The sequence below is a fragment of the Paenibacillus tarimensis genome (genome assembly GCF_021532315.1).
GTDB classification, from domain to species: domain Bacteria; phylum Bacillota; class Bacilli; order Paenibacillales; family Paenibacillaceae; genus Paenibacillus_I; species Paenibacillus_I tarimensis.
The window spans coordinates 213,472-239,706 of record NZ_JAKGAO010000007.1; the positions used below are offsets into that span (position 1 = coordinate 213,472).

Genomic DNA, 26,235 nt, shown 5'->3' on the forward strand with positions numbered 1-26,235 from the left:
TATCTATTTAATATAGACACCGCCGAAGGGCAGCAGCTCCCGCAGCAGCCGCTTGATAAAACCGCCTCCCTGCAGCTCTTCAGCGAGTGCATGGTCGCGGGAGCCGGTCTGAATAAGGACCGGGCCTCTGCCCGTAAGCTGCCACTGCACGTTCATGTGCTGGCTGGCAATTTGATTGCCGTAGACGGAGAGCTTCACGCGGGCGGATTCCGGATAGGCTACAAGCGATCCGGCTTCCACGAACAGCGGCGTATCCGGCTGCAGCTGCATGGGAACCAGATCACCAGTTGTAATCACACCCAGCTGACCGGGACCGCTAAACCGGATGCGAATGAGTTCTCGTGTAATCCAGGCGGTCTTGATCTTCTGGACCCGTGTCGCTGTTCCGATGCCTTCGGTGAAGAAGAGCACATGGCGAAAGTCAAACAGCAGATCGCCGCCCTCCTCAATATCGATGGTCTGCAGCATGCAGCCCGGAGGAAGACCGATAATAAATTCGGAAGGTCCCCTCATCCGGGATCGAATCCAGCGCTTCTTGCGATAGGCATCGGCGAGATCGGTGATCTTGTCTTCGCGATGTCCGGGAGGGCCTTGGTAAGCGACCACGGATTTGGGGTGCAGCACATGAAGTACCTCTCCATCCTCCAGCTCAACCCGGACATGACCGACAGGCTGCGGGGCTGTTACCTTCACAGGATGGAACCCCCGCCCGTCTGCTTCTGTCTGCGCCATACGAGATAGCGCCATACACGGACCGACAGCAGATACAACAGCCCCATCCCGGCAAATACCAGCACGGACTGGGCAATTTTTCGCGTGAAGGAAGCCCGTTCAGCCTGACTTTTCTCCATTGCCGCAAGTCTGTCTGCAAGCTGAGCGTTCTGCTCGCTGAGCACTTCATTGCGCTGCCTGTACTCCTCATTCTGGCGGAGCAGCTCCTGCTGCTGACTGGCATACAGCTCTGCAGCCCGCTCGGCCTTCTCCATCTGCTGCTCCAGGGCGGCCTGGGTTTCTAAGTATTTTGACTGCAGCTCCTCCACCTTCTCGGGTGCGTTATAAATATCCTTGATCCTGTCCATAACACCGGCTTTAGCAGGATGGATGAAGAAGGGCAGAAGAAACAGGCAGGCGGTCAGGAGCAAGGATGCGGTGACTGTTCGACTGGTCAAGGTTATCATTCCTTTCTTTTAACGGGACTAAAAGGACAAGCCCTGATGTCATTGTACCTTGTTTTCCGGCATAAATGAACGGCAAACTACAGGCTTCGCTCGCCAAAGACAGCTGGTCTGCTCGCCCGCAGCCCATTAAAGGCATGTACTATTTAAAACGTTAAGGAACGTATTTTGTTTCAATTGTTTCCGGACGGGCGGAGCGAGGGGCCCTAGAGCCAAAAAGCTGAGGCAGACCATGAAAGCCATGCCTTTAGGGGCATGCTTCGCATGATACGGCCCTAAACAGGGGAGAAGGCTGATTGACGGCAGTACAGCAGCGCTCTAAACTGTGTGTACTGTTAACAAAGCCCGTTTGAGGCGACTCAGGCGGATAGAGGAGAAATCATACTATGCAAACAGCTGCATCATCACGCACGGCTGCGGCCGTCACGCAGTCCACTGTTTATTCCATGCTCTTCGCCATTAGTATCGTACATATGCTGAATGACTCCATGCAGACGGTTGTCACGGCCATGTATCCCGTTTTCAAGGGGGCGCTGAATCTGTCTTATACTCAAATTGGCTGGATCGGATTTGCGCTTAACATGACGTCATCTGTACTGCAGCCTCTTGTTGGGGTATATTCCGACAAGCGCCCGACGCCATCCATGCTGCCGTTTGGCATGGGGCTCAGCCTGATTGGTATAGCCGGGATAGCGCTCGCACCTAACTTTTGGCTGCTGCTGGCGAGCGTCATGTTCGTCGGATTTGGCTCAGCGATCTTTCATCCTGAAGGTTCACGGGTCGTATTCTTCGCCGCGGGCGGCAGAAGAGGGCTTGCCCAGTCCATCTATCAGGTGGGCGGGAATGCGGGGCAGGCGCTTGCGCCTCTGATGACCTTGTTGATTTTCATTCCGCTAGGACAGATTGGCGCGATCTGGGCCACCGCTTTGGCGGCGGCGGCTATCCTTGTCCTGCTGGCTATCGTGCCTTGGTATAGAACTCAGCTGGCCGAGAGGGGCAGGCCTGTCAAGAAGCGGAAGCAGGCTGCTTCGCGCACAGAGCTGCCTATAGGCAGCGGGTCAGCCGGAGTTAACCGCCGGGTAGGCCTTGCGATGTTCCTACTGGTGTTTATTGTGTTTGCAAGGTCCTGGTACGCGGCGGGAATCGTCAATTATTATCAGTTCTATCTGCGTGATATCTATGGCATCCGGATCGAGAACGCACAAATTCCGCTGTTCCTGTACATGGCCGCAGGTGTGGCAGGCACTTATTTCGGCGGGCTGTGGGGAGACAAATACGGGCGTAAACGGATGATTGTTTTCTCCATAGTCGGAGCTATTCCGTTCGCACTGCTGCTGCCGCATCTGCCGCTGATGTGGGTATATCCGGTTGTCGTGCTGCTTGGCTTTATCATCATGTCCGGTTTCTCTGTCAGTGTTGTCTACGCGCAGGAGCTGCTGCCGGGAAATGTCGGTATGGCCTCAGGCCTGATCGTCGGACTCGCATTCGGCATGGGGGCAATCGGGGGGCTGGCGATAGGCTCAGCTGGCGATGTATGGGGCATGGAGCCTGTCATGATCGCATGCAGCCTGCTGCCGCTGCTCGGCCTGCTGTCCTTCCTGCTTCCGAAGGACGCGCCGCGGCAGTGAGGAAAGTAAATATATTATCAACAAACGGACGGCACCATGGAGCAGTAAACCTGCTGTATGGTGCCGTCCTGTATGCTTTCAGTTCTCAATCAGCTGCTTGCTGCTGGCGTGCCGCGAATAACTGCATGGCCTCCCGCATGTAATCCGCCAGCCGCGGATGGTAGCTGTCATACAGCTTCCGGAAATCCGGATGCTCCACGTAGAGATCGCCAAGACCGCTGTACATCGCAGGCGATGGATCATAGAAGCGGCTGACGACATCATAATGCCGCCTTACGAGCTCCTGTACTTCTTCCTCATCTGGCTGAGCCCCCTGCTCAAGCAGCCCGGTAAAGGCCCGGTGAAGTTGATCATATTCCTTCTGAACAGCCTCATAATCACCGCTGTTCCAGTCCTTTACGCGGCTTTTGCTCTCGTCTACCGGCTTATCGCCGTATTTCGCGCGTATCTCCTTCTCATACTGTTCCTGCTTTCGGGCGTCGAATCCGCGGTACAATTCCTCATCGCTCATGTCCGCATCTCCCTTCAATTGTCGGATCGTACGGTCAATAGTTGTGACAAGCATATCTAACCGGTCTTTTTTCTCAAGCAGGTGACGCCGGTGCCCTTGCAGCGTCTGTATCTTGTCTTCTGATCCGGCTGCGAGCAGCGTCTGCAGATCGGCAAGCGGGACATCAAGCTCGCGGTAGAAGAGAATGCTCTGCAGCTGAAGGAGCTGCTCGCGCTCATAATACCGGTACCCGTTGTCTCCGTAATAGGCCGGCTTCAGCAAGCCGATCTCATCATAATAGTGCAGAGTCCGCACGCTGACGCCCGAGAGCTTAGCCAGCTGCTTCACCGTATAAGCCACCGATCATCACCTCCTTGGAATAACAATAAAGGATCACGCAGCGTGAGGGTCAACAGGATAGCTGCAAAAAAACGGACTCCCCGGATAATCGGGAAGGTCCGGTATGGTGAAATGCTGTAAAGGGAGCCGCTGCTTCCTAAGCGAGCATCTGCTCCCAAGCTTCATAAGCTGCCTGCAGGGCGGCCTTCTTCTCGTCGATCTGCGCCTGTTTTTCCTGTACGAGTACATAGTCGTTGTATACATCCGGGAGGGTAAGCTCTGCTTCAAATTCGGCAATCACCGCTTCAAGCTCGGAGATTTCCGTTTCAAGCTGTTCAAGCTTGCGCTGGCGCTGGCGCTCGTCCCGTTTTGCCTGTTTCTCGGCTTCATAACCCGTAACCTCGGCCGCTTCGGCCTGTGACTTGCTTGCCCCGGCCTTTGCTGTCGATTCCCGCTCCTGACGAAGCTCTTCGATTTCCCGTTTTTTCTCCACCATATCGTCATAATTTCCCAGGAAATGATTGGCGCCCTCTGGAGTGAGTTCGACAATCCGCTCGGCCATTTTGTTCAGAAAATAACGGTCGTGCGATATGAAGAGCAGGGTGCCCTCATAGTCGAACAAAGCCGATTCAAGAACTTCTTTACTGTAGAGATCAAGATGGTTAGTAGGCTCGTCGAGGATGAGCACGTTGGCCCGCTCGAGCATCAGCTTGGCTAGAGCCACGCGTGCCTTCTCGCCGCCGCTGAGTGCAGCGATCTTCTTTAGAACGTCTTCTCCGCTGAACAGGAAGTTGCCAAGGACGGTGCGGATGCGGGCTTCCTCCAGATGGGGGTAAGCGCTCCATACCTCTTCCAGAACCGTATTAGCTGGCGTAAGAGCGGTCTGCTCCTGGTCGTAATAGCCGAGTTTAACGTTCGACCCGAACCGGAAGGAGCCTTCCTTGGGAGACAGCTGGCCGGTAAGCACCTTAAGAAGCGTAGACTTGCCGATCCCGTTCGGACCGATGAGCGCCACGGTTTCACCGCGCTGCAGCTGGAACGACACCTGGCGGAACAAGGGAGCGGAGTCCGGGTCGAAGGAAACGGACAAATCCCGCACATCCAGCACATCCTTGCCGGTCTGCTTGTCGATTTCGAAGCGAAAATGCGCTTTCTTCAGATCGCCCAGCGGCTTGTCGAGCCTGTCCATCTTATCCAGGGCCTTGCGCCTGCTCTGGGCACGCTTGGTGGTGGACGCGCGGACAATATTCTTCTGGATGAACTCCTCCATCCGGGCAATCTCGTCCTGCTGCTTCTCGAACTGCTTCATGGCTGATTCGTACTCGGCTTCCTTGACCTCGATGTACCGGGTGTAATTGCCGGTATACCGCTTGGCTTGATGACGCTCAATTTCGACAATCGTACCAACAAGCGCATCGAGGAAGTAACGGTCATGGGAGACGACAAGGATGGCGCCGCTGTAGCTGCGCAGGTAATCCTCCAGCCAGGTGAGCGTCTCAATGTCAAGATGGTTCGTCGGCTCGTCAAGCATCAGCAGATCGGGGGCCTGAAGGAGGATCCGGGCGAGGGCAAGTCTCGTCTTCTGGCCGCCGCTCAAGGTGGAAATCCGGGTATCGGGCGGGAAGGAGCCGAAGCCCATTCCGTGCAGGACACTCCGGATTTTGGTATCGATTTCGAAACCGCCGCGCTCCCGGAACCACTCGGACCGTGTGGCGTATCTTGCCAGCACGTCCTCATAGCGCTTCTCATCCTGCTGCACGGCAGGATCGGCAATCTGCTGCTCAAGCTCGCGGAGCTCCTGCTCGGTGCTGAGCAGATCGTTAAATACTGCGCGCATCTCCGCTTCAATGGTAAGGTCGGAATGAAGCCCGCTGTTCTGGGCCAGATAGCCGATCTTCGTTTCCTTAAGCTTATGAATCGTTCCGGAATCGGCTGTCATTTCACCGGCAATAATCTGCAGCAGTGTGGACTTGCCGGCGCCGTTAACGCCTACAAGACCAACCCGCTCGCGCGGCTGTATTTGAAAGGTGATATTAGAGAGCACGGGCTTTACGCCGTAGCTCTTGGATAAACCTGAAACCTGCAGAAGCATGAGACCTGACCTCCAAAACATCAATCCGTTATTTAAATACACATCACTGTACTTAACAAAAATAAATACGGATTAAGTTTACCATGTCTCCGAGTGCTCGTGCGACTCTTTTCCGGTGGAAAGCAGGCTCGTTCCCGTACGCAAATCGTGAACAGACAGTTATTGAGCTCCCAAGAAAGCTTATGCTAATGGGCGGCTCTAACAACCAGCCTGCGTTCCTGGCGGGATACCGTCCCGGTGCTCTGATAAAAGCTGGATGCCAGGGAGATTCTATCTCCCATATTCGACCGTGATGCTGGCAGGCTCTGACTGGCAGGTGCATTGGCGAAACGGGCGTACAGTGGTAAACTAGAAGCAGATGAATGGAAATGATTGAAAGGCGGTATTCTCTTGGCCACACGGAATGAAGCGAAGACCAAGCAGGAGCTCCGCCAGGCCATGGCAGCTAAGCGGGATTCGCTGGCTCCGGCAGTTAGGCAGCGCAGATCGGAAGAAGCCTGCGCCCGGGCTGCGGACTGGCTGTCAGCCGCCAGGGCAGGGAGTGTCATGCTGTATATTGGGTTCCGGTCCGAGCTTGATACGCGGCCGCTGATAACCTCCTGCTGGGCTCGCGGAATTGAGGTAATCGTGCCCCGCAGCATTCCAGCAGACCGTTCCATGGAGCTGTTCAGGCTGCGAAGCTGGGAGGAGCTTGCTGCAGGAGCGTATGGCATACTGGAACCGGATCCGGCGATTGCGGCGCCTTGGGCGGAGGGCAGGCTGCCGGACATCGTCATAACACCTGGCCTGGCTTTCGACCGGAGTGGAGGAAGACTCGGCTATGGGGGCGGATATTATGACCGCCTGCGGGCAAGGTTGGATGAATCGGAGTATTCCGGGACGACGCTTTGGGTAGGATTGTGCTACGATATCCAGCTGGTCAGCGAGGTTCCGATGGAAGACCATGACGCCAGGCTGCACGGACTGATAACAGAGACTGGCTTCTATGCAGCAGTATAAGGAGGGAGACTGCGTGGACGCTGATCTGACGCATTTTAACGAGCAGGGCAGAGCTAGAATGGTGGATGTATCGGACAAGGAGACGACGGCCCGTACGGCCGCAGCAGCCACAGCAATCCGGATGGCGCCGGATACGCTGGCCCGGATCAAGTCCGGAGGCATCGCGAAGGGTGACGTCCTGGCAGTGGCACAGGTGGCAGGCATTATAGCCGCCAAGAAAACGTCGGACTGGATACCGATGTGTCACCCGCTTCCGCTTACCGGCATTGATATTTCCTTTACCGATAACGGGACGGATGAGCTGATTATTGAAGCGGCTGTGAAAACAACAGGCAAGACAGGAGTTGAGATGGAGGCGTTAACTGCTGTCTCGGCGGCTGCTTTAACCGTCTATGACATGTGCAAGGCGCTCCAGAAGGACATGGTAATTGGTCCAACCCGCCTGATCAGCAAGACCGGCGGCAAGAGCGGAGATTACCGGATAAACGAGTAGCCTGAAACAGGCAGAACGAAGGTCACGGTGGGAGGGATGACGATGCGGTGGAAAGTGGCAATACTGACGGCAAGTGATAAGGGCTCGCGCGGTGAACGGGAGGATACAAGCGCACAGGTCATCAGGGAGCTTGTAGAAGAGGAGATCGGCGGGGAAATAGTCGACTACCGGATCGTACCGGATGAGCAGGACGAAATTATGGCCGCACTAATAGAGATGACCGATTATTACCAGGCAGACCTGGTTCTGACAACTGGGGGCACAGGCCTCGCAGCCAGGGATTTAACGCCGGAGGCTACCCTGCGCGTGATTGACCGTCAGGTGCCGGGCATTGCGGAAGCGATGCGTATGGCTTCGCTGCAGAAGACACGCCAGGCCATGCTATCGCGCGGTATTGCCGGGCTGCGGGGTCAATCGCTTATTATCAACCTTCCGGGAAGCCCGAAGGGCGTACAGGAAAATCTTATGGCAATAATCGATCAGCTGCCGCACGCGCTTGCCATCCTCTCCGGCCGGGTTGGGGAGCATGTCGATGAACGGTGATAAGCGTACGACTGTGCTGCGTGAGGTACCGGCAGCCGAAGCAGTGGGCATGGCACTAGCGCATGATCTGACCCAGATTATTCCCGGTCAGTTCAAAGGCCGCCTATTCAAGAAGGGATACGTGATCACTGAAGCGGACATACCGAGACTTCTTGACATCGGCAAGGAGCATATCTACGTTATGGAGCTGGGCGAGGATGAGCTGCATGAGGATGAAGCGGCTCAGCGGATGGCCTTGGCACTGGCAGGCGACGGCGTTGCCTGCAGCGGAACGCATGAAGGCAAGGTGACGCTTCGTTCTTCGCTGAGTGAGCCGGGCATTGCCGACATTCCCGAGGAGCTGGTCTACCAGATTAATTCACTTGGGGAGATCGCGCTTGCTACTGTTCGGACTCATACGGTAGTTGGGGCTGGCAAGCCCTTGGCGGCGACACGCGCTATCCCGCTTGTGGTGAAGCGCGAGAAGGTAGAGGCTGTTGAAGCTCTTGCAGGGCAGTGGCGGGAACAGCACGGGGCTTCGGGTCCAATCCGGATTAGGCCGCTCCGTAAGCTTCGCGCCGGACTGCTGACTACTGGAGGCGAGGTCTTCAGCGGACGGATCACGGACAAATTCGGCCCGGTTGTGAAGGCTAAGCTGGAAGCGCTGGGCTCTGAGGTAGCTGAGCAGCGCTTCGCGCCGGATGACCGACAAGTAATTGTCAAGGAAATACACTATTTGCTAAGCCAAGGGTATGATATGATATTAATTACAGGTGGCATGTCCGTTGACCCCGATGACCGCACACCGGGTGCTATCCAGGCAGCCGGAGCAGAGATCATCAGCTACGGAACCCCAATGCTTCCGGGCTCCATGCTGCTGATGGGCTATTTGCAGGGAGTGCCGATCCTCGGGCTTCCAGGCTGTGTCATGCATGATCCCTACACCTCGTTCGACGTGCTTCTGCCCCGCATACTCGCGGGCGACACGATCACGAAGGGCGATATCGTTAGCATGGGCTATGGCGGCTTATACGGCTGTTGACCTTGATTGCTGCCAAGCCTTCCGGGCATACGCTGCCCATACAGCGGAGTGAGTTACTTAGACGAAGGAGGTTTTGAGAGCATGCCTAATATCGGACCCACAGGCTTTATCCTGTTGATTCTTGTTGCCCTGCTGCTGTTCGGGCCAAGCAAGTTGCCGGAGCTCGGAAGAGCATTCGGGCGGACGCTTAGAGAATTTAAGAATGGTGCCAAGGACATCATGGAAGATGATGACCGCAGCGACAAGAAGCGCGTGGATGTCAGCCGATCCGAATCGGATGATCAAACGAACAATAAGCGGCTTCCGGAGTAACCGGGATACGCTTTTTTTTTGAAGCGGGAAACGGATGGAAGGAAGTGACATGATTGGCAGGTCCGGAGAAGAATAGCAGCCGGGACAAGCTTGGCGGAATGCTGGGCGATGAACATAAGCTGATGTCGCTGATGGAACACATCGGGGAGCTCCGCAAGCGGCTGCTGGCTGTGGGGGCTGTCCTGGTGCTTGGTCTGATTGGCGGATTGGCGGCAGCCCGGCCGATATACGAATATTTAACAACAACCGACCAGGCCAAGGATCTGGCGCTGCATGCTTTTTCCTTCTGGGACGGCATTGGCTTATATATGAAATTCGCGCTGGTCACTTCGCTTGTTCTGGTCATTCCGTTCGGCTTCTATCAGCTGTGGGCTTTCATTAAGCCGGCTCTGGAGCCGAGAGAGCAGCGGGCGACGCTGCGCTATGTGCCGTTTGCGCTGCTTATGCTGCTGGCAGGTTTGGCATTCTCATATTTTGTCGTATTTCCGCTGGCATTCGGCTTCACAAGAGAGGTCAATGAGCAGCTGGGACTGGAGGAGACATACGGTGTTGTGCAGTATTTCACCTTCATGTTCAACATCGTTATTCCGATTGCGCTGCTCTTCGAGCTGCCGATTGTTATCATGTTTCTGACACGACTCGGCATCCTGAATCCGATCCGGCTGCGCAGGATGCGCCGTCTGGCCTACTTCCTCTTGGTCTTCATAGGGGTGCTTGTGACACCGCCGGATGTAATATCCGACCTGCTCGTTATTTTCCCGCTGATCCTGCTGTATGAGTTCAGTGTGTATCTGTCCGTCTCGGTCTATCGCCGGATGGAACGGGAGAGAGCGGAGCGTGAGAGCGAGCCGGAGGAGAATTAGTTAACAGTGGCAGACTGTATATGATACCATGCAAGGCTTGCAGCAGAGTAATGCGCTGCGATTTAGATGCAGCATAATAAGAGCCAGACCGGCTATCGGTCTGGCTTTTTTGCGCCTGTTATGGCACGCAGATTCGTCTACAAGAAAATTTAACCTTATTTTCGGCTGAAGGACTTGAAATCTGATTTCAAGTTGAGTATTATAAAAATGGTTATTAGCACTAGACGACGTCGAGTGCTAACAGACATAGGAACCATTTTAAAAGGAGGCTATTTTTCATGATCAGACCTTTGGGTGAACGCGTATTGATTGAACCGATCGCGAAAGAGGAGACGACTGCCAGCGGAATCGTTCTGCCGGACACGGCGAAGGAAAAGCCGCAGGAAGGTAAAGTTGTCGCTGTAGGAAGCGGGTCGCTGAAGGACGGCGTACGTGTTCCGCTTGAAGTAAAAGAAGGCGATCGCGTCCTGTTCTCCAAATACGCAGGCACGGAGATCAAATACGAAGGTAAAGAATATTTGATTATGAAGGAAAGCGACATTCACGCCATCTTCGGATAAGACGCATGCACCTGTTAGTCATGCGACACACATACACACAAGAATGAGGTCCTCCGGGGCAGGAATTGGAAGTCCGGGGACGCACATTGTACATGAGCCGGCAAATATGCCGGCATGAACTGAAATCCAAGGAGGTTATTTACGAATGGCTAAAGAAATTAAATTCAGTGAAGACGCTCGCCGTGCAATGCTTCGTGGTGTTGACGCGCTGGCAAATGCGGTTAAGGTAACACTTGGACCGAAAGGCCGTAACGTTGTACTCGAGAAGAAATTCGGCAGCCCGCTGATCACGAACGATGGCGTGTCCATCGCGAAGGAAATCGAGCTGGAAGATGCATTTGAGAACATGGGTGCACAGCTGGTTAAAGAAGTTGCTACAAAGACTAACGACGTAGCAGGTGACGGTACGACGACAGCTACGGTTCTTGCGCAAGCGATGATCCGTGAAGGTCTGAAGAACGTAACGGCTGGCGCAAACCCAATGGTTATCCGCAAGGGTATCGAGAAGGCTGTTAAAGCTGCTGTAGAAGAGCTGAAGCAAATCGCCAAGCCAATCGAAGGCAAGCAGTCCATCGCTCAAGTTGCAGCTATCTCCTCCGCTGACGATGAAGTTGGCCAGCTGATCGCTGAAGCAATGGAGAAGGTCGGCAACGACGGTGTTATCACTGTAGAAGAATCCAAAGGCTTCGCTACGGAGCTTGAAGTGGTTGAAGGTATGCAGTTCGACCGCGGTTATATCTCCCCTTACATGATCACGGATACGGACAAAATGGAAGCTGTTCTCGACAACCCGTACATCCTGATCACAGACAAGAAAATCACGAACATCCAAGAGATCCTGCCGGTTCTCGAGAAGGTTGTTCAATCCGGCAAGCAGCTGGTTATCATCGCTGAAGACATCGAAGGCGAAGCGCTCGCTACGCTAGTTGTCAACAAGCTGCGCGGAACCTTCACTTGCGTAGGCGTTAAAGCTCCTGGCTTCGGCGACCGCCGCAAAGCTATGCTGCAGGATATCGCTGCTCTGACTGGCGGCCAAGTCATCACTGAAGAGCTCGGACTTGAGCTGAAATCGACTACGGTTGAGCAGCTTGGTTCCGCACGTCAAGTTCGTGTTACGAAAGAAAATACAATCGTTGTTGACGGTAACGGCAACAAAGATGATATCGATGCTCGCGTTAACCAAATCAAGGCTCAGCTGGAAGAAACAACTTCCGAGTTTGACCGTGAGAAGCTGCAAGAGCGTCTGGCTAAACTCGCTGGCGGCGTAGCCGTTATCAAAGTCGGTGCAGCTACGGAAACTGAGCTGAAAGAGCGCAAGCTGCGCATCGAGGATGCTCTGAACTCCACGCGTGCTGCTGTTGAGGAAGGTATCGTTTCCGGTGGCGGTACAGCTCTGGTTAACGTATACAACGCAGTGTCTGCCGTTCAAGCTGACGGCGACGAGCAAACAGGCGTTAACATCGTGCTTCGCGCTCTGGAAGAGCCAATCCGCACGATTGCTGCGAACGCAGGCCAAGAAGGCTCTGTTATCGTAGAGCGTCTGAAGAACGAAAAGGTTGGCGTAGGCTACAACGCGGCAACCGGCGACTGGGTGAACATGTTCGAAGCGGGTATCGTTGACCCTGCGAAGGTTACCCGTTCCGCACTGCAGAACGCGGCTTCCGTAGCGGCTATGTTCCTGACCACTGAAGCAGTTGTTGCCGACAAGCCTGAGAAGGACAAAGGCGCAGGTGCCGGCATGCCAGACATGGGCGGCATGGGCGGTATGGGCGGCATGATGTAAGAAGGACCATAAGTCCTTCTATAAGCGGCAGCCGCTGCCGCATAACGCCTGGCATATATGGAAGAAGCTTTCAGCGAGCGTTTGCTCGTTGGAAGCTTCTTTGCGTTTGTTCGGATGTCAGGTGGTCGTGTCATCCCGCAACTAAAAGTTTAAACAGGCAAACTTTTGGTTGCTATCACTCAAGGTAGTTGTTGGGTAAACTAAAGTTGGGCACAGGCTGCCCTAAGCAGGATTGAATACGCTTACTACGGTGAACCATGAGCATACACTTACGATAGATTACGATTAGGATGGACATAAAATATGAACAAACAATGCTTCAACCCTTACTTGCCCAGTTACGAATATATACCCGACGGGGAACCTTATGTGTTCGGGGACCGGCTGTACGTTTATGGTTCCCATGACCGGTTTAACGGAAAGCTGTTCTGCCTGAATGACTATGTCTGTTGGTCAGCGCCCGTCAGCGATCCTAGCGATTGGCGGTACGAAGGCGTCATCTATAGGAAAACGCAAGATCCAATGAACAAGCTGGGACTCTATCAGCTGTTTGCCCCCGATGTCGCGCAGGGGAGAGATGGCAGGTACTACTTGTATTATACGGTTTCATTCAGCAGTGTCATGGGGGTAGCCGTATCCGATACACCGGCAGGCAGCTACGAGTTCTATGGTTATGTCAGTCTTCCGGACGGGACTAAACTATGGGACAAGAAGGGAGACCCCATGCTGTTCGATCCGGGTGTCCTGGTAGATGATGACGGCAGCGTATATTTGTATTCCGGATTTGCTCCCAGGAGGGGAGTGCCGGCTTTTCTGACCGGAGGCAAGAAACGCTCCTTCAGAGGTGGATACGTGATTCCGCTAGAGGCGGATATGAAGACGGTCGCAGGAGAACCCAAGCTTTTGTTTCCGAGAGCAGGTGAAGCGGAAGGCACCGGGTTTGAGGGACATGAATTCTTCGAGGCGAGCTCTATACGGAAAATCAGGGATACATATTATTTCATCTACTCTTCCATCAATGGACATGAATTATGCTATGCCACTAGCAAGAGTCCCATCGGAGGATTTAAGTATGGAGGAACGATTATAAGCAACGGGGACCTGTATCTGAACGGGAGAAGCTCGGATCAGGAAGCATATAATTACATCGGGAACAATCATGGCAGTATCGCCCAGGTAGGAAAGCAGTGGTATGTCTTTTATCACAGGCAGACCAACCGGCATCATTATTCGAGGCAGGGTTGTGCGGAACCGATCGAGATTCGAGAGGATGGAACGATTGCCCAAGTCGAGATGACCAGCTGCGGATTAAACAATGGACCTCTACTGGGGAAGGGAGAGTATGAGTCCCGCATAGCATGCCATCTAATGTCGGCCAAGGGCGCGGGCAGATACGGTGTTTATTGTGGCAATATTACGTTTCGGGGACATCCGTATTTTACCCAGAGCGGAAAGGACCGAGAGGATAATCCGACGCAGCTGATTGCGAATATGCGAGATGGAGCGGCAGCGGGTTACAAGTATTTCTTAATGGAGGATACGTGGAAAATCTCTGTATGCGTCCGCGGCAGCGCATCTGGTTTCATGCTGGTATCGAATGCTCTGCATGAGCAGCCTTTCGCCAGGATACCCATTCATCCCAGCAAGGAATTCGCTTATTACAGCTCAGAAATAACAAGCATGCCAGAGGGAAAGCAGGCACTCTATTTTACATTCGAAGGCACTGGGGCACTGGACTTTCGTTCGTTTGTTCTGGAATAAAATAAATAAAGGGGCGAATCGCAAGTCACGATCCCCCCTTCACATTATACTTTATTCGCCCAACTCAGTTTGGATTGTGGTTAGAGCTTCTCCGATCACCTGATGCATATCGTAATACTTATAAGAGGCCAACCTGCCGCCAAAAATGACATTCGTTTCCCTGTCGGCCAGCTCTTTGTACTGTCTGAAAATCTGAGTGTTCTTATCATCGTTGATGGGATAATAAGGTTCAAGCCCCGGTTTCCATTCCATCGGATACTCTTCGGTTACGACCGTCTTTTCCTGGGTCCCATAATCGAAGTGCTTATGTTCAATGATACGGGTATAAGGTGTGTCTGCATCTGTAAAATTGACGACGGCATTCCCTTGGAAGTTGTCCATATTAAGAACTTTGGTCTCAAATCTCAAGCTCCGGTATTCGAGAATGCCGTACCTGAAGCCATAGTATTGATCAATCATGCCTGTGAAGACGGTCTTCTTGGCTAATGCCGCGAGCTGATCGCGTTCTTCAAAGAAGTCGACGTTCAGCCTAACATCAATGCCTGCCAGCATGTTCTGAATGATCCGGTGATAGCCGCCGATCGGAATACCCTGGTAGCGGTCATTGAAATAGTTGTTATCGTAGGTAAACCGAACCGGCAGACGGTTGATAATAAAGCTGGGCAGGTCTTTGGCGGATCTTCCCCACTGTTTCTCCGTGTAGCCCTTGATGAGCTTCTCGTAGATATCGGTACCGACCAGTGAGATCGCCTGCTCCTCAAGATTACGCGGCTTCACAATACCGGCCGCCTTCTTTTGTTCTTCGATGATTTGTTTCGCTTCTTCAGGCCTGACAACCCCCCACAGCTTGTGGAATGTGTTCATATTGAAAGGCAGATTATAGATCTCTCCCTTATAATTCGCAAGCGGAGAGTTAGTATAACGGTTAAAGTCGGCGAAACGATTGACGTAATCCCATATTTTCTTGCTGTTGGTATGAAAGATATGAGCGCCGTATTTGTGGACATGTATACCTTCCATCTCTTCTGTATACACATTGCCGCCAATGTGGTCTCTTTTGTCAATAACAAGACAGCTTTTGCCTCTTTGAGTGGCTTCGTAAGCAAAGACGGCTCCGAACAAGCCGGCGCCTACGATCAGGTAATCATACATGAGGGTCTCCTTCTACATATACAGTAAATATGTCAATCGTTCATCAGGATATATGCTATACTTAACGTTACTATTATGCCCGCAACTGTCGAAAGGAAGCAACTATGAATATAGAGGCATTAGAATATTTCATCAAGGTCTACGAGAAAAAGAGCGTCAGCGCTGCGGCGAAGGACTTATTCATCACTCCGCAGGGGATAAGCAAAACAATCAAACAATTGGAAATGGAGCTGGAGGCCGAATTGTTCTCGAGGGGTCCGCGAGGGATGGAAGCAACGGAAGCCGGGGAACTACTGCATGCCCGGGCGAAGCACATCCGCTATCTCCTTGAAGACATAAAGAAGGAAATCAGCATTTTGAGCGGGAAGAAGGGCGGCTTACATATCGTCGTTGCCTACTCGGCTTCCTGGGAGCTGCCGGCCGATTATTTGTACGGCTTTACAGCGATGTACCCGGATATCAAGATTAAACTGAGGGAATCTGCAGATGAATATCCGGTGGATGAAATGCTGCAGGATGAAGTGGATATTGGGCTTGTGATCGGGCCGGACGACTTTGATAATTGCGATGTTGACTTGATTACAACCGGTGAAATGGTAGCTGTTATCGCCAAAGATCACCCGCTTGCAGCGAAAGATGTCATATCAATCACAGAGCTCGAGAACGAACCGCTGATTGTAAAGGCGACGGACAAGAGGAAAGAGCATGCCTTCGTTGAGAAATGCCTGGAACAGGGCTTTACACCGAACGTTATGCACCAATACGGCAGTGTTTATACGGCTCACAGATTATGCGAGATGAGCGGGTTCGTGGCGATATCCATTGATTTTATAGAAGAGGCAGTGCGGAACGACAAACTGAAGGTTGTAAAATTCAGGGAAAAAATACCACAAAGTATTTATCTTATGACGAGAAAAAACGGATTTCAGACGACAGCTATTTCCTTATTCAGGAATTATATAAAAGAAAAAAAGAAATCGTGATGATGTGATTTATAATCCAGCATCACGATTTCTTTTTTATTCACTAAACTAAAAGTTACACCCCCCTAACTTTTGGTTGATTCTGCTTTCTACATGAATGCGGTAAGCTTATTTTTGCAATCGGAAAAAGCGCGCATAACTTTTCATTGAAAAGCTATGAAAGCGATTTTAATTTACTTTTATTGGGGGAAAAAGAGATATGGCAGGAAAAAGCAAGAAGAAGTTCCGTATTATCATGAGTTCGTTGTTGTCCTTGCTATTGATCGTTGGCGTAGGGGCAAACATTGCAATGGCCTACTACTCTGACGTCATTACGGCTTATTTCAGCAAGATCGACATTACGACGCCGGAAGCTAAGGAAGCTCGCGCGCATTCCGAAACGATCACCCAGCTTATTACGGACGAAGGGATTGTCGTTCTCCAGAATAATGACAGCATGCTGCCTATGACAGAGAACAAGAAGGTGAACGTCTTCGGCTGGAGCTTTACGGCTCCTGTGTACCTCGGCTCCGGCTCAGGCGCAGCAGACGCATCGACGGCTGTAACGCCAAAAGCCGGCCTCGAAGCAGCCGGATTTGAAATTAACGAGCAGTTATATAACGACTATGTTGCTACAGGGATCAAGAGACCGGTATCCGGTATTGAAGGGTATGACTGGACGATTCCAGAGCCTGTGGCCACTGAGTTTTACACCGAGGAGAGAATGAAGCAGGCAACGGAGTTCTCCGACACTGCTGTTATCTTCATCGCCCGCGCAGGCGGCGAAGGAAGAGACCTTCCATCCGTTCTGGATGGCCCGGACACCTACGACCCGGATGGCAGCACAATGGGTCCAAGCGGGGAACGCTTCGGTAATCCGGATGATCTGGACCCGAACAAGCATTACCTGGAGCTGAGCAATCGTGAACTGGGTATGATTGATGCCGTTACGAAGCATTTCGACAAGATTCTCCTGGTTGTAAACAGCTCGAACACCTTCGAACTGGACTGGGTAAGAGACTACAGCCAGATCAAGAGTATTGTAACGGTTGCCGGCCCTGGCCAAACAGGCTTCGCTTCGCTTGGCAAAGTGCTGGCCGGTGAGCTTAACCCGTCCGGTAAGACAGTAGATCTGTTCGCAGCCGATGTACTTGATGCGCCAGCGATGCAGAACTTTGGCGACTACAACTACGTAATCGACAACGGCAACGGTTCCTATGCGTTAGCCGCAGATAAGAATAATGTTCCATTAACGTATGTTAACTATTCCGAGGGCATTTATATTGGCTATCGTTACTATGAAACGGCCGCGGCGGTGGGCGCGATCAATTACGACGAGAAGGTCATGTTCCCATTCGGCCATGGGCTTAGCTATACGACGTTTAACCAGGAAATCGTACCGGGCAGTCTGACCTGGAACGATACGGATATCTCGGTTGAGGTGAATGTAACAAACACAGGCTCGGTTGCAGGTAAAGAGGTTGTTCAGCTCTATTACTCCGCGCCATACACCGGGAAAATCGAGAAGTCTTCCATTGAACTGGCAGCTTTCGCGAAGACTGGGCTGCTTGAGCCAGGCAATTCTGAGACCGTAACGCTTACCTTCAAAGTGGAAGATATGGCTTCTTACGATTACAAGGGAGCTTACAGCAGCACAGGATCGTATGTGCTCGAGGCAGGCGAATATCAGCTGCTTCTTATGAAGAATTCACATGACAAGATCGCTGACGTAAGCTCGAAAACACTTGCTGAGGTTGTATACAGCACGGACGGCCGTTCCAGCGATCAACAGGTTGCTGTTAACCAGTTCGATGATCTGGTAACCGGTATGGGAAGTATCGAAAGCTACCTTTCCAGAGAAGACGGCTTTGCCAATATGGACGTGCTTAAGTCCAGCGACACGTATACCGTGACGACTGAAGAGGGCGAGTCCAAGCAGGTAAGAGGTACAATCGTTGACGCCGCGTTCGTTGAATACATCAACAGCAAGCGTTATGACATTCCAGCGGACAAGCGGGAGAATGCGCCGGTGACAGGCGCTGACAACGGCAAGAAGCTAAGCGACTACGTGGGTGTCGATTACAATGACGAGAGCTGGAACGACCTGCTCGACCAGATGAGCGTCAGTGACCTGGTTTCGCTCGGAACGCTGGGCGGATACCGGACGCTTGAAGTGACTTCTGTCGGCAAACCGGCAACAGTCGACTACGACGGTCCTGCAGGCATCAGCGCACTTCTGTCCAAGGATCCGATGTCCGGAATTGCCTTCCCGTCGGAGACTATGCTTGCCCAAACCTGGAATATCGAGCTTGCCAAGGAAATGGGCGATGCCGTAGGTGCGGAAGCAGTGGCGTATAACGTGACCGGGTGGTATGCACCAGGCGTTAATATCCATCGCAGTGCGTTCGGCGGTAGAAACTTCGAGTATTATTCCGAAGACGGTTTGCTGTCCGGTAAGTTCGCCGCTGAAGTTACGAAGGGTTATCAGAGCCACGGCGGAATCGCCTATATGAAGCACTTTGCGCTTAATGACCAGGAAAACAACCGTGTTAAAGGCGTCCTTACCTGGAGCAACGAGCAGGCAATGCGCGAGATTTACCTGAAAGGCTTCGAGTATGCGGTAAAAGAAGGCGATGCTCACGGTGCGATGTCCGGGTTTAACAGCATCGGCAACACCTGGGCCGGCGCAAGCTCTGCCCTGCTGAAGGAAGTACTCCGCAACGAGTGGGGCTTTAAAGGAATTGTGAATACGGACTTCTTCATTCAGCCTAGCTATCCTTACATGATCGCAGATCTGGCATTCCGCAGCGGCAACGATATTCTGTTGACTGGCGTAGCACCATTCGGTGTTCCGACAATCAATGAGAAGAGCAACGATACGCTGTGGGCATTGAGAGAAAATGCGCACAATGTGCTCTACACTGTTGCGAACAGCAACGGCATAGACAACAACAGCAGCACGGATATGCCGGAGTGGGTCGTTATCACGATCATCGTAGACATAATTCTGGCGCTCGGAATCATAGCTGGCTTCTATTTTGTCTTCCGGAAGCGTAAGCCTGCAGCACCTGCAGCGGCATAAAGCTGACAGATTAAATCAAAATAACTCTTTGGCGGTACTTCGTAGGAGGGTACCGCCAAAGTTAAAAAGAGGACCATACGATGAAATATAAAGATATAATCGAAAAAATGACGTTAGAGGAAAAGGCATCTTTAATGTCAGGCAAGGATTTCTGGCAGACGCAGGACATTCAGCGCCTCGGCATTAACAGCATCTTTCTTGCAGACGGACCGCATGGTATCCGGAAGCAAGCGGAAGCTGCGGATCATCTCGGACTGAATGAAAGTCTGCCTGCGACTTGCTTTCCGACAGCTGCTACAGTAGCCAACAGCTGGGACGAGAAGCTTGCGGAAACCATTGGCGATTATCTGGGGAAAGAGGCAGTCGCCCAGAAGGTAAACGTGCTGCTTGGTCCTGGTATTAATATGAAGAGAAATCCGCTGGCCGGAAGAAATTTTGAATATTTCAGCGAAGATCCATATCTGGCGGGCAAATTGGCTGCAGGAATGATCCGGGGAATTCAGTCTCATGGCATTTCAGCCTGCGTGAAGCATTTTGCCGTTAATAATCAGGAAGAAAGACGTATGGTAATCGACACCATCGTGGATGAAAGAACGCTTCGGGAAATCTACCTGACCGCATTCGAGATTGCCGTCAAGGAAGGAAACACCAAGGCAGTCATGTCGGCCTACAACATGTTGAACGGTGTTCACACCAATGAAAATAAGCATATTATGCGGGACATCCTGCGTGAGGAATGGGATTACAAGGGTGTTGTCGTGACAGATTGGGGCGGCAGTAATGACCGCGTCGCGGGGCTGATAGCCGGCAATGAGCTTGAAATGCCAACAACCGCAGGGGAGACAGACCGGGAAATTATCGAAGCTATCAAGAACGGAACCATCAAGGAAGACGTACTCGATGAATGTGTAGACAGAATGCTTGATCTCATATTCACCACAGAGGAAGTATTCTCGAAGCCGTACCAGCAGGAGATTGATCTTGAAGAGCATCACCGCGTAGCGCAGAAGGCTGCTGAGGAATCGATCGTGCTGCTCAAGAACGAGGATCACATTCTGCCACTGAAGAAAGGCGTTAAGGCTGCCGTCATTGGAGAATTTGCAGAGAAATCCCGTTATCAAGGCGCGGGCTCCTCAATTGTTAACCCGACGAAGCTGGATCATGCGCTTGCCGGATTTGAAGATTCGGGAATTGCAATGATCGGCTATGAACCCGGCTATGATCGTTATGGCAAACCAAGCAAGAGCAAAATAGCGAAAGCATGTGAACTGGCGAAGCAAGCTGAGGTAGTTCTATTATATATTGGTTTGGATGAGGTAACCGAAGCAGAAGGGCTGGATCGCCAAAATGCGATGATCCCACAGAATCAAATCGATCTGTTAAACGCTCTTCATCGCGTAAACCGGAATATTATCGTGATCCTTTCCTGCGGAGCAGTTGTTGAAATGCCTTGGGCTGATAAGGTAAAGGGGCTGCTGCATGGTTATTTAAGCGGCCAGGCAGGAGCAAAGGCGGTACTGCGGATCTTGTCCGGCGAGACGAATCCTTCAGGCAAGCTGGCGGAAACGTACCCTGTCCGCTATGAAGATACGCCATCTTACCGGTATTTCCCCGGCAAGGAGGTTAGCGTAGAGTACAGGGAAGGGCTGTTTATCGGTTACCGGTATTTCGATACCGCAGATGTTCATGTCCGTTTCCCATTCGGATTCGGGCTTAGTTATACAACGTTTGAATACTCCGATCTTGAGGCAGGAGAGGATGGCGTCAGCTTTACCCTGACGAATACGGGCGAGATGGACGGAATGGAAATTGCGCAGCTGTACGTTGGATGCCAGTCCGCTTCAATTTTTAGACCCAAGAAAGAATTGAAGGGCTTTGTCAAGGTATTCCTGCGCAAAGGGGAAAAGAAGCGTGTAACCATCGCGTTTGATGACAAAACATTCCGTTACTTTAATGTGAAGACCGATAAGTGGGAAGTTGAAGAAGCGGATTACTCGGTTATGATCGGCGCATCCAGCTCGGATATTCGACTGGAGAAAACCTTGTTCGTGAAAGGTACGGGAGCACCGCTTCCTTACGACAAGGAAAAGCTGCCGACGTATTATTCCGGTAAAACCAATAACGTGGAAATCCATGAATTTGAAGCTTTGCTCGGTCGTAAAGTGCCTGTGTCCACCTGGGATCGAACCAAGCCCCTCGGGTATAACGACACGATTGCACAGTGTCAGTATGCCAAGGGCGGATTGGCGAGGTTGGCCTTCCATCTGCTTTCTTTCGCTTATTGGTTCCTGAGAAAAATCGGTAAACGAGATACGGCGAACCTGATCATGATGTCCGTCTATCACATGCCTTTCAGAGGGGTTTCCCGAATGACTGGCGGCGCGGTCAATATGCCGATGCTGGACGGAATCTTAATGATTGTAAACGGACATTTCTTTAAAGGTGCCCGCCATTTCATGAAGGAAAGAAAGAAGCTGGCCAGAAGCTCCGCAGGTAAGAAGTAACATTGGGTCAAGCGGCATGAGGAGGCTAATATGAGTAATACAAATACAGGGTTCAAGCGTATAATTGATGGACCGGTCAATTTCTGGACAAAATACAAGCAAAATCACCCGAACACTGCGCAATTCATTGTTTTCTTTATGCTGAGCAACGGGATTACCCTACTGCAGCTTATCATGATGCCCGTATTTAAGATGATGTTTGCGAAGACTTCCCTGGTTGATATCAACTTTCAAACCTTGCAGTTCGGACAAAACTTCGACGGAACTCCTTATTATGTTTTTGATTATGCTTCAGGGGCCTTATCAGCTGGCGGAGGCGGAGGGCTTGCCTATTTTCTGGCCGTGCAGATTACGATCGCTATTGCTCAAGTGATTAATTTTTTTGCACAGCGGAGAATTACATTCAAATCTAATACTAACATCTGGAAGGCTGCTTTCTGGTATCTCGTTGCTTATATTCTAATTACCATTGGTGCTGCTGCGGCTCAAGGATTCTACAAAGCCCCGATCTACAATCTGTTCATGAACACTTGGGGGATGGGCTCTGTCGGTGAAACAACCGCGGACGTTATCACGATGATTATTAACAGTGCGATTTCCTTCTGGATTTTCTACCCGATTCTGAAGGTCATCTTTAAGCAAAAATGAATACCAGCGAAGAAGGTTGTGTAAGCATGAAACTCTTATCAGTAGTAATTCCTTGTTATAATTCTCAAGACTATATGAGAATATGCATTGAGTCTCTCTTGCCGGGACGTGAAGAAGTCGAGATTCTGATTGTCAATGACGGGTCTGCAGATGCAACGGCGGAGATTGCGGATGATTATGCTAGAAGATTCCCCACGATTGTAAAGGTAATCCATCAGGAAAATGGCGGGCATGGAGAGGCTGTGAATGCCGGCCTCAGGCATGCAACCGGACTGTTCTTCAAGGTAGTGGACAGCGATGACTGGGTGGATATGAGAGCCTATGACAAGGTTTTGCGACTTTTGAGGAGTTTTGCCGAAGAGAATAATGCTGTCGATATGCTGATCAGCAATTTTGTGTATGAGAAGGAAGGCGCGAAATACAAGAAGGTGATGAAATACGAAAATGTCCTTCCCGAGAATAAGGTATTTCAATGGGAGGATACCGAGTACTTCGGCAAAGGGCAGTATCTGATGATGCACTCAATCATCTATCGGACGCAGCTGCTTCGGGACTGCGGCTTGGAGCTCCCCAAGCATACCTTCTATGTAGACAACTTGTATGTCTATAAGCCCCTCGCGCACGTAAAGAGGATCTACTATTTAAATGTCGATTTTTACCGCTATTTTATCGGCAGAGAGGATCAGTCGGTGAATGAGAGCGTGATGATTCGCCGGATCGATCAGCAAATTAAAGTTAACAAGCTTATGATCGAGCAGGTTCAGCTGGACCACATCGATAATCCCAAGCTTAAACGGTACCTGCTCCACCATCTGGAGATCGTAACGGTCATTTCAGCCATCTTGTTAATCCGTTCGGGAACGAAGGAAAATCTGCAGAAGAAAAAAGAGCTGTGGCGATATCTTAAAGATCGAGATTCGGAGCTGTATCATAAATTAAGATATGGCTTGCTGGGCAATCTCATCCACCTACCGGGACGTTTCGGGCGAAGCATCTCTGTTGGCGCCTACAAAGTATCGCAAAAAATTATCGGATTTAATTAACTCCATACAAACCGCCTTAGCGCGGCAACAGAAAACAGGAAACGAGCCGGTTTCCTGTTTTCTTCTCTTTGCAGCCAGTCGGGCCCATGCTGCACAGCTGTGTCATCATTAGTGCCAATAGCTCTGAATAGTAAATGTGTGCAATCTATTGTAGAATACTCTTATGTCTATGACTTTATATAAGGAAGACTCTAAAAAAGAGGATCAGCGGATGAGATATAAGGACATCATTGAGAAGATGACACTGGAAGAGAAGGCATATTTAATGTCGGGTAAAGATATTTGGCAAACCCAGGAGATTGAACGCCTCGGCATCAAGAGTATCTTTTTTGCAGATGGACCGCATGGAATCAGGAAGCAAGCGGCGGCGGCGAATAAGCTGGGCTTGAATGCAGGGATCCCGGCTACCTGCTATCCGACCGCGGCGACTGTAGCCAACAGCTGGAACCCGGACCTAGGCGAGAAGGTAGGAGAGTACCTGGGCGATGAAGCGTTATCGCATAAGGTGAATGTTCTGCTCGGACCTGGCGTAAACATGAAGCGGAACCCGCTGTGCGGCCGCAACTTCGAGTACTATAGCGAGGATCCTTACCTTGCCGGTAAAATGGCTGCAAGCTATATAAGAGGGATACAGTCGCGGGGAATTTCTGCATGTGTGAAGCATTTTGCCGCAAACAATCAGGAAAAAAGACGGATGTCTATCGATACGATCGTCGATGAAAGAACGCTGAGAGAAATATATCTGACCGCCTTTGAGATTGCCGTCAAGGAAGGCAGGACCAAGTCGATCATGACCTCTTATAACCGGCTGAACGGAAGCTACACCAACGAGAACATGCATCTCATGCAGGATATCCTCCGGGGGGAATGGGGATATAAGGGGACCGTCGTTACCGACTGGGGGGCAAGCAATGACAGGGTAGCTGGATTGCTTGCTGGCAATGAGCTGGAGATGCCGACTACAAGAGGCGAAACCAATGAACAGATCATTCAGGCTGTGAAGGGCGGCGTTATTCAAGAGGAGTATCTGGATGAATGCGTCGACCGGCTGCTGGACCTTATCTTTACAACCGAAGAGGCCTTTCAGAAGCCGTACCTGAAATTCCAGGAGGAAAGGCATCATAGAGTATCCCAGAAGGTCGCGGAAGAGTCTATCGTACTGCTTAAGAACAAAGACCATATTCTGCCTTTGAAATTCGGACAGAAGGTTGCCGTCATAGGCGATTTTGCCCAGAATGCACGTTATCAGGGGGCGGGCTCGTCGCTTGTCAATCCGACCATATTGGATCATACCATGGATTGCTTCGAGGAATCGGGTCTCTACAGTATCGGATATGAACCGGGCTTTGAGCGTTACGGAAAGACGAATAAGGAGAAAATAGAGAAGGCCAGCAAACTCGCCGAGCAAGCTGATGTGGTGCTGCTGTATATCGGTCTTGATGAAGTAACGGAGGCCGATGGCCTGGACAGGCAGAATATGCGGATTCCCGGAAACCAGATCGAGCTTCTCCATGCCATCCATAACGTGAACCCGAACATCGTAGCGATTCTCTCCTGCGGGTCCGCGGTAGAGATGCCCTGGATCGATAAGGTAAAGGGGCTGCTGCATGGTTATCTGGGCGGGCAGGCAGGGGCCAGAGCGATCCTGAGAGTGCTGTCAGGAGATGTGAATCCCTCCGGAAAATTAGCCGAAACCTACCCTCTTCGGTATGAGGACACGCCTTCCTGCCGTTACTTCCCGGGTGGTGAAACCAGCGTGGAATACAGAGAAGGCCTGTTTATCGGCTACCGGTATTATGGTACGGCGGATGTCGATGTCCTGTTTCCTTTCGGTTACGGACTCAGCTATACGACATTTGAATACTCTGATATTCGGGTGGACCAGCGCGGCGTTACGTTCTCGCTCACCAATACCGGGAAGGTGGCGGGTATGGAGGTCGCCCAGCTTTATGTAGGCTGCGAGTCAGACGCGATCTTCAGATCAAGCAAGGAGCTGAAAGGCTTCAAGAAGGTGTTTATTAACGCCGGGGAAACCAAGACGGTAACCATACCTTTTGACGATAAGACCTTCCGTTATTTCAACGTGAAGACGAACAGATGGGAGATTGAAGAGGCTTATTACCGGATTATGGTCGGCGCCTCAAGCGCAGACATCAGGCTTACCGGCAAGCTTTTTGTACCAGGTACAGGAGCCCCGCTTCCCTATGACAAGAAGAAGTACCCGTCGTACTATTCCGGGAAGGTGGGGGATGTTTCGGCCGAGGAATTTGAACATCTGCTGGGACGCAAGCTGCCTGTTTCGACCTGGGATCGCGAGCAGCCGCTTGGCTACAATGATACAATTGAGCAATGCCAGTATGCAAAAGGAGTTTTCGGGAGATTCCTGTTTCTGTCCGTTGCTTTTGCTTATTGGTTTCTCAAAAAAATCGGGAAGAGAAGTACGGCCAATCTCATTATGATGTCTGTTTATTATTTGCCGTTCAGGGGAATCAACAGGATGACTGCAGGCATTGTGACTATGCCAATGGTTGACGGATTGCTGCTGATGGTTAACGGGCGTTTCTTCAAAGGATTCATTCATCTGATAAGGGAATTCAAGAAGAGAAAGAAGCGGTCAGGTTCAGGAATAGAGATACCGGCAGCAGAATAATAAAAGACACGAATGATCGTATTCCGGATTATTCGTGTCTTTTTTATATCTGATTATTAGCGGCACGGATAATTCATGAAAGTGTATTATTTCTGTTGGAATGCTAGGTCGGTCTTGTAGGGGAAAATCTGCTGT

The 26,235-nt window shown here is 51.4% G+C and carries 21 protein-coding genes; 16 read left to right on the plus strand and 5 right to left on the minus strand.

Annotated elements, in window-relative coordinates; all coding sequences use genetic code 11:
- Positions 1-3 precede the first annotated feature (3 nt).
- Together L1N82_RS07680 and L1N82_RS07685 are read right to left on the minus strand one after the other, a co-directional pair.
- Entirely contained in the window at positions 4-732 is a 729-nt protein-coding gene (locus L1N82_RS07680) for an AIM24 family protein (RefSeq protein WP_235286798.1), read from the minus strand.
- Complete coding sequence (locus L1N82_RS07685) at positions 690-1,169, minus strand: hypothetical protein (protein WP_235286799.1); 480 nt, start codon at positions 1,167-1,169, stop codon at positions 690-692. Before L1N82_RS07685 ends, L1N82_RS07680 begins: the two co-directional genes overlap by 43 nt.
- A gap of 392 nt (positions 1,170-1,561) precedes the next feature.
- On the opposite strand from L1N82_RS07685, the gene L1N82_RS07690 reads away from it, so the two are divergent.
- Positions 1,562-2,803: an MFS transporter gene (locus L1N82_RS07690; RefSeq protein ID WP_235286800.1), complete on the plus strand. Its 1,242-nt coding sequence runs from the start codon at positions 1,562-1,564 to the stop codon at positions 2,801-2,803.
- 85 nt (positions 2,804-2,888) lie between these two features.
- Here the strand turns inward: L1N82_RS07690 and L1N82_RS23430 are convergent, their stop codons facing one another.
- Together L1N82_RS23430 and L1N82_RS07700 are read right to left on the minus strand one after the other, a co-directional pair.
- Positions 2,889-3,653: a MerR family transcriptional regulator gene (locus L1N82_RS23430; protein WP_235286801.1), complete on the minus strand. Its 765-nt coding sequence runs from the start codon at positions 3,651-3,653 to the stop codon at positions 2,889-2,891.
- 136 nt (positions 3,654-3,789) lie between these two features.
- Positions 3,790-5,724, minus strand: a complete 1,935-nt coding sequence (locus tag L1N82_RS07700; protein ID WP_235286802.1) for an ABC-F family ATP-binding cassette domain-containing protein — start codon at positions 5,722-5,724, stop codon at positions 3,790-3,792.
- Positions 5,725-6,114: 390 nt separating this feature from the next.
- Between L1N82_RS07700 and L1N82_RS07705 the strand changes: the two genes are divergently transcribed.
- The 9 genes from L1N82_RS07705 to L1N82_RS07745 all read left to right on the plus strand — a co-directional run bounded on the left by L1N82_RS07705 (position 6,115) and on the right by L1N82_RS07745 (position 14,059).
- Complete coding sequence (locus L1N82_RS07705; RefSeq protein WP_235286803.1) at positions 6,115-6,723, plus strand: 5-formyltetrahydrofolate cyclo-ligase; 609 nt, start codon at positions 6,115-6,117, stop codon at positions 6,721-6,723.
- Positions 6,710-7,216 carry a cyclic pyranopterin monophosphate synthase MoaC gene (gene moaC, locus L1N82_RS07710; protein WP_407946713.1) on the plus strand — a complete coding sequence of 169 codons (507 nt, stop codon included), beginning with the start codon at positions 6,710-6,712 and terminating at the stop codon, positions 7,214-7,216. Before L1N82_RS07705 ends, moaC begins: the two co-directional genes overlap by 14 nt.
- A gap of 42 nt (positions 7,217-7,258) precedes the next feature.
- Positions 7,259-7,759 carry a MogA/MoaB family molybdenum cofactor biosynthesis protein gene (locus L1N82_RS07715; protein ID WP_235286804.1) on the plus strand — a complete coding sequence of 167 codons (501 nt, stop codon included), beginning with the start codon at positions 7,259-7,261 and terminating at the stop codon, positions 7,757-7,759.
- The gene (locus L1N82_RS07720) at positions 7,749-8,780 is read left to right on the plus strand and encodes a molybdopterin-binding protein (protein ID WP_407946714.1); all 1,032 of its coding nucleotides are present in this window, start codon (positions 7,749-7,751) and stop codon (positions 8,778-8,780) included. Before L1N82_RS07715 ends, L1N82_RS07720 begins: the two co-directional genes overlap by 11 nt.
- A gap of 81 nt (positions 8,781-8,861) precedes the next feature.
- On the plus strand, positions 8,862-9,092 hold the full coding sequence (locus L1N82_RS07725) for a twin-arginine translocase TatA/TatE family subunit (protein WP_235286806.1): 231 nt from the start codon (positions 8,862-8,864) through the stop codon (positions 9,090-9,092).
- 98 nt (positions 9,093-9,190) lie between these two features.
- Entirely contained in the window at positions 9,191-9,955 is a 765-nt protein-coding gene (gene tatC, locus L1N82_RS07730; protein ID WP_235286964.1) for a twin-arginine translocase subunit TatC, read from the plus strand.
- Between the two features lie 278 nt (positions 9,956-10,233).
- Positions 10,234-10,515, plus strand: coding sequence for a co-chaperone GroES (groES, locus tag L1N82_RS07735; protein ID WP_235286807.1), 282 nt, complete (start codon positions 10,234-10,236; stop codon positions 10,513-10,515).
- Positions 10,516-10,660: 145 nt separating this feature from the next.
- Entirely contained in the window at positions 10,661-12,298 is a 1,638-nt protein-coding gene (gene groL / locus L1N82_RS07740; RefSeq protein WP_235286808.1) for a chaperonin GroEL, read from the plus strand.
- A gap of 303 nt (positions 12,299-12,601) precedes the next feature.
- The gene (locus L1N82_RS07745; RefSeq protein ID WP_235286809.1) at positions 12,602-14,059 is read left to right on the plus strand and encodes a family 43 glycosylhydrolase; all 1,458 of its coding nucleotides are present in this window, start codon (positions 12,602-12,604) and stop codon (positions 14,057-14,059) included.
- A gap of 51 nt (positions 14,060-14,110) precedes the next feature.
- On the opposite strand, the gene glf is transcribed toward L1N82_RS07745, so the two are convergent.
- Entirely contained in the window at positions 14,111-15,211 is a 1,101-nt protein-coding gene (gene glf, locus L1N82_RS07750; protein ID WP_235286810.1) for a UDP-galactopyranose mutase, read from the minus strand.
- 104 nt (positions 15,212-15,315) lie between these two features.
- On the opposite strand from glf, the gene L1N82_RS07755 reads away from it, so the two are divergent.
- The 6 genes from L1N82_RS07755 to L1N82_RS07780 all read left to right on the plus strand — a co-directional run bounded on the left by L1N82_RS07755 (position 15,316) and on the right by L1N82_RS07780 (position 26,100).
- Positions 15,316-16,194 carry a LysR family transcriptional regulator gene (locus L1N82_RS07755; RefSeq protein WP_235286811.1) on the plus strand — a complete coding sequence of 293 codons (879 nt, stop codon included), beginning with the start codon at positions 15,316-15,318 and terminating at the stop codon, positions 16,192-16,194.
- Positions 16,195-16,429: 235 nt separating this feature from the next.
- Positions 16,430-19,255: a glycoside hydrolase family 3 protein gene (locus L1N82_RS07760; protein WP_235286812.1), complete on the plus strand. Its 2,826-nt coding sequence runs from the start codon at positions 16,430-16,432 to the stop codon at positions 19,253-19,255.
- An 80-nt stretch (positions 19,256-19,335) separates the two neighbouring features.
- Positions 19,336-21,759 (plus strand): beta-glucosidase, encoded by a 2,424-nt coding sequence (locus tag L1N82_RS07765; RefSeq protein ID WP_235286813.1) that lies wholly within the window; start codon positions 19,336-19,338, stop codon positions 21,757-21,759.
- Positions 21,760-21,789: 30 nt separating this feature from the next.
- Positions 21,790-22,407 carry a hypothetical protein gene (locus L1N82_RS07770; protein WP_235286814.1) on the plus strand — a complete coding sequence of 206 codons (618 nt, stop codon included), beginning with the start codon at positions 21,790-21,792 and terminating at the stop codon, positions 22,405-22,407.
- 26 nt (positions 22,408-22,433) lie between these two features.
- Positions 22,434-23,450, plus strand: coding sequence for a glycosyltransferase family 2 protein (locus tag L1N82_RS07775; protein ID WP_235286815.1), 1,017 nt, complete (start codon positions 22,434-22,436; stop codon positions 23,448-23,450).
- 211 nt (positions 23,451-23,661) lie between these two features.
- Positions 23,662-26,100 carry a beta-glucosidase family protein gene (locus L1N82_RS07780; RefSeq protein WP_235286816.1) on the plus strand — a complete coding sequence of 813 codons (2,439 nt, stop codon included), beginning with the start codon at positions 23,662-23,664 and terminating at the stop codon, positions 26,098-26,100.
- Positions 26,101-26,235: the final 135 nt, after the last annotated feature.

Excerpts from the sequence above, each read along its gene's own strand:
- groL (WP_235286808.1), top strand. The coding sequence starts at position 10,661 with ATGGCTAAAGAAATTAAATTCAGTGAAGACGCTCGCCGTGCAATGCTT.
- L1N82_RS07680 (WP_235286798.1), bottom strand. The coding sequence starts at position 732 with ATGGCGCAGACAGAAGCAGACGGGCGGGGGTTCCATCCTGTGAAGGTA.
- L1N82_RS07690 (WP_235286800.1), top strand. The coding sequence starts at position 1,562 with ATGCAAACAGCTGCATCATCACGCACGGCTGCGGCCGTCACGCAGTCC.
- L1N82_RS07760 (WP_235286812.1), top strand. The coding sequence starts at position 16,430 with ATGAGTTCGTTGTTGTCCTTGCTATTGATCGTTGGCGTAGGGGCAAAC.
- L1N82_RS07780 (WP_235286816.1), top strand. The coding sequence starts at position 23,662 with ATGAGATATAAGGACATCATTGAGAAGATGACACTGGAAGAGAAGGCA.
- L1N82_RS07715 (WP_235286804.1), top strand. The coding sequence starts at position 7,259 with ATGCGGTGGAAAGTGGCAATACTGACGGCAAGTGATAAGGGCTCGCGC.
- L1N82_RS07755 (WP_235286811.1), top strand. The coding sequence starts at position 15,316 with ATGAATATAGAGGCATTAGAATATTTCATCAAGGTCTACGAGAAAAAG.
- L1N82_RS07700 (WP_235286802.1), bottom strand. The coding sequence starts at position 5,724 with ATGCTTCTGCAGGTTTCAGGTTTATCCAAGAGCTACGGCGTAAAGCCC.
- L1N82_RS07770 (WP_235286814.1), top strand. The coding sequence starts at position 21,790 with ATGAGTAATACAAATACAGGGTTCAAGCGTATAATTGATGGACCGGTC.
- glf (WP_235286810.1), bottom strand. The coding sequence starts at position 15,211 with ATGTATGATTACCTGATCGTAGGCGCCGGCTTGTTCGGAGCCGTCTTT.
- L1N82_RS07765 (WP_235286813.1), top strand. The coding sequence starts at position 19,336 with ATGAAATATAAAGATATAATCGAAAAAATGACGTTAGAGGAAAAGGCA.
- moaC (WP_407946713.1), top strand. The coding sequence starts at position 6,710 with ATGCAGCAGTATAAGGAGGGAGACTGCGTGGACGCTGATCTGACGCAT.
- L1N82_RS07745 (WP_235286809.1), top strand. The coding sequence starts at position 12,602 with ATGAACAAACAATGCTTCAACCCTTACTTGCCCAGTTACGAATATATA.
- L1N82_RS07775 (WP_235286815.1), top strand. The coding sequence starts at position 22,434 with ATGAAACTCTTATCAGTAGTAATTCCTTGTTATAATTCTCAAGACTAT.
- L1N82_RS07720 (WP_407946714.1), top strand. The coding sequence starts at position 7,749 with ATGAACGGTGATAAGCGTACGACTGTGCTGCGTGAGGTACCGGCAGCC.
- L1N82_RS07725 (WP_235286806.1), top strand. The coding sequence starts at position 8,862 with ATGCCTAATATCGGACCCACAGGCTTTATCCTGTTGATTCTTGTTGCC.
- groES (WP_235286807.1), top strand. The coding sequence starts at position 10,234 with ATGATCAGACCTTTGGGTGAACGCGTATTGATTGAACCGATCGCGAAA.
- tatC (WP_235286964.1), top strand. The coding sequence starts at position 9,191 with ATGCTGGGCGATGAACATAAGCTGATGTCGCTGATGGAACACATCGGG.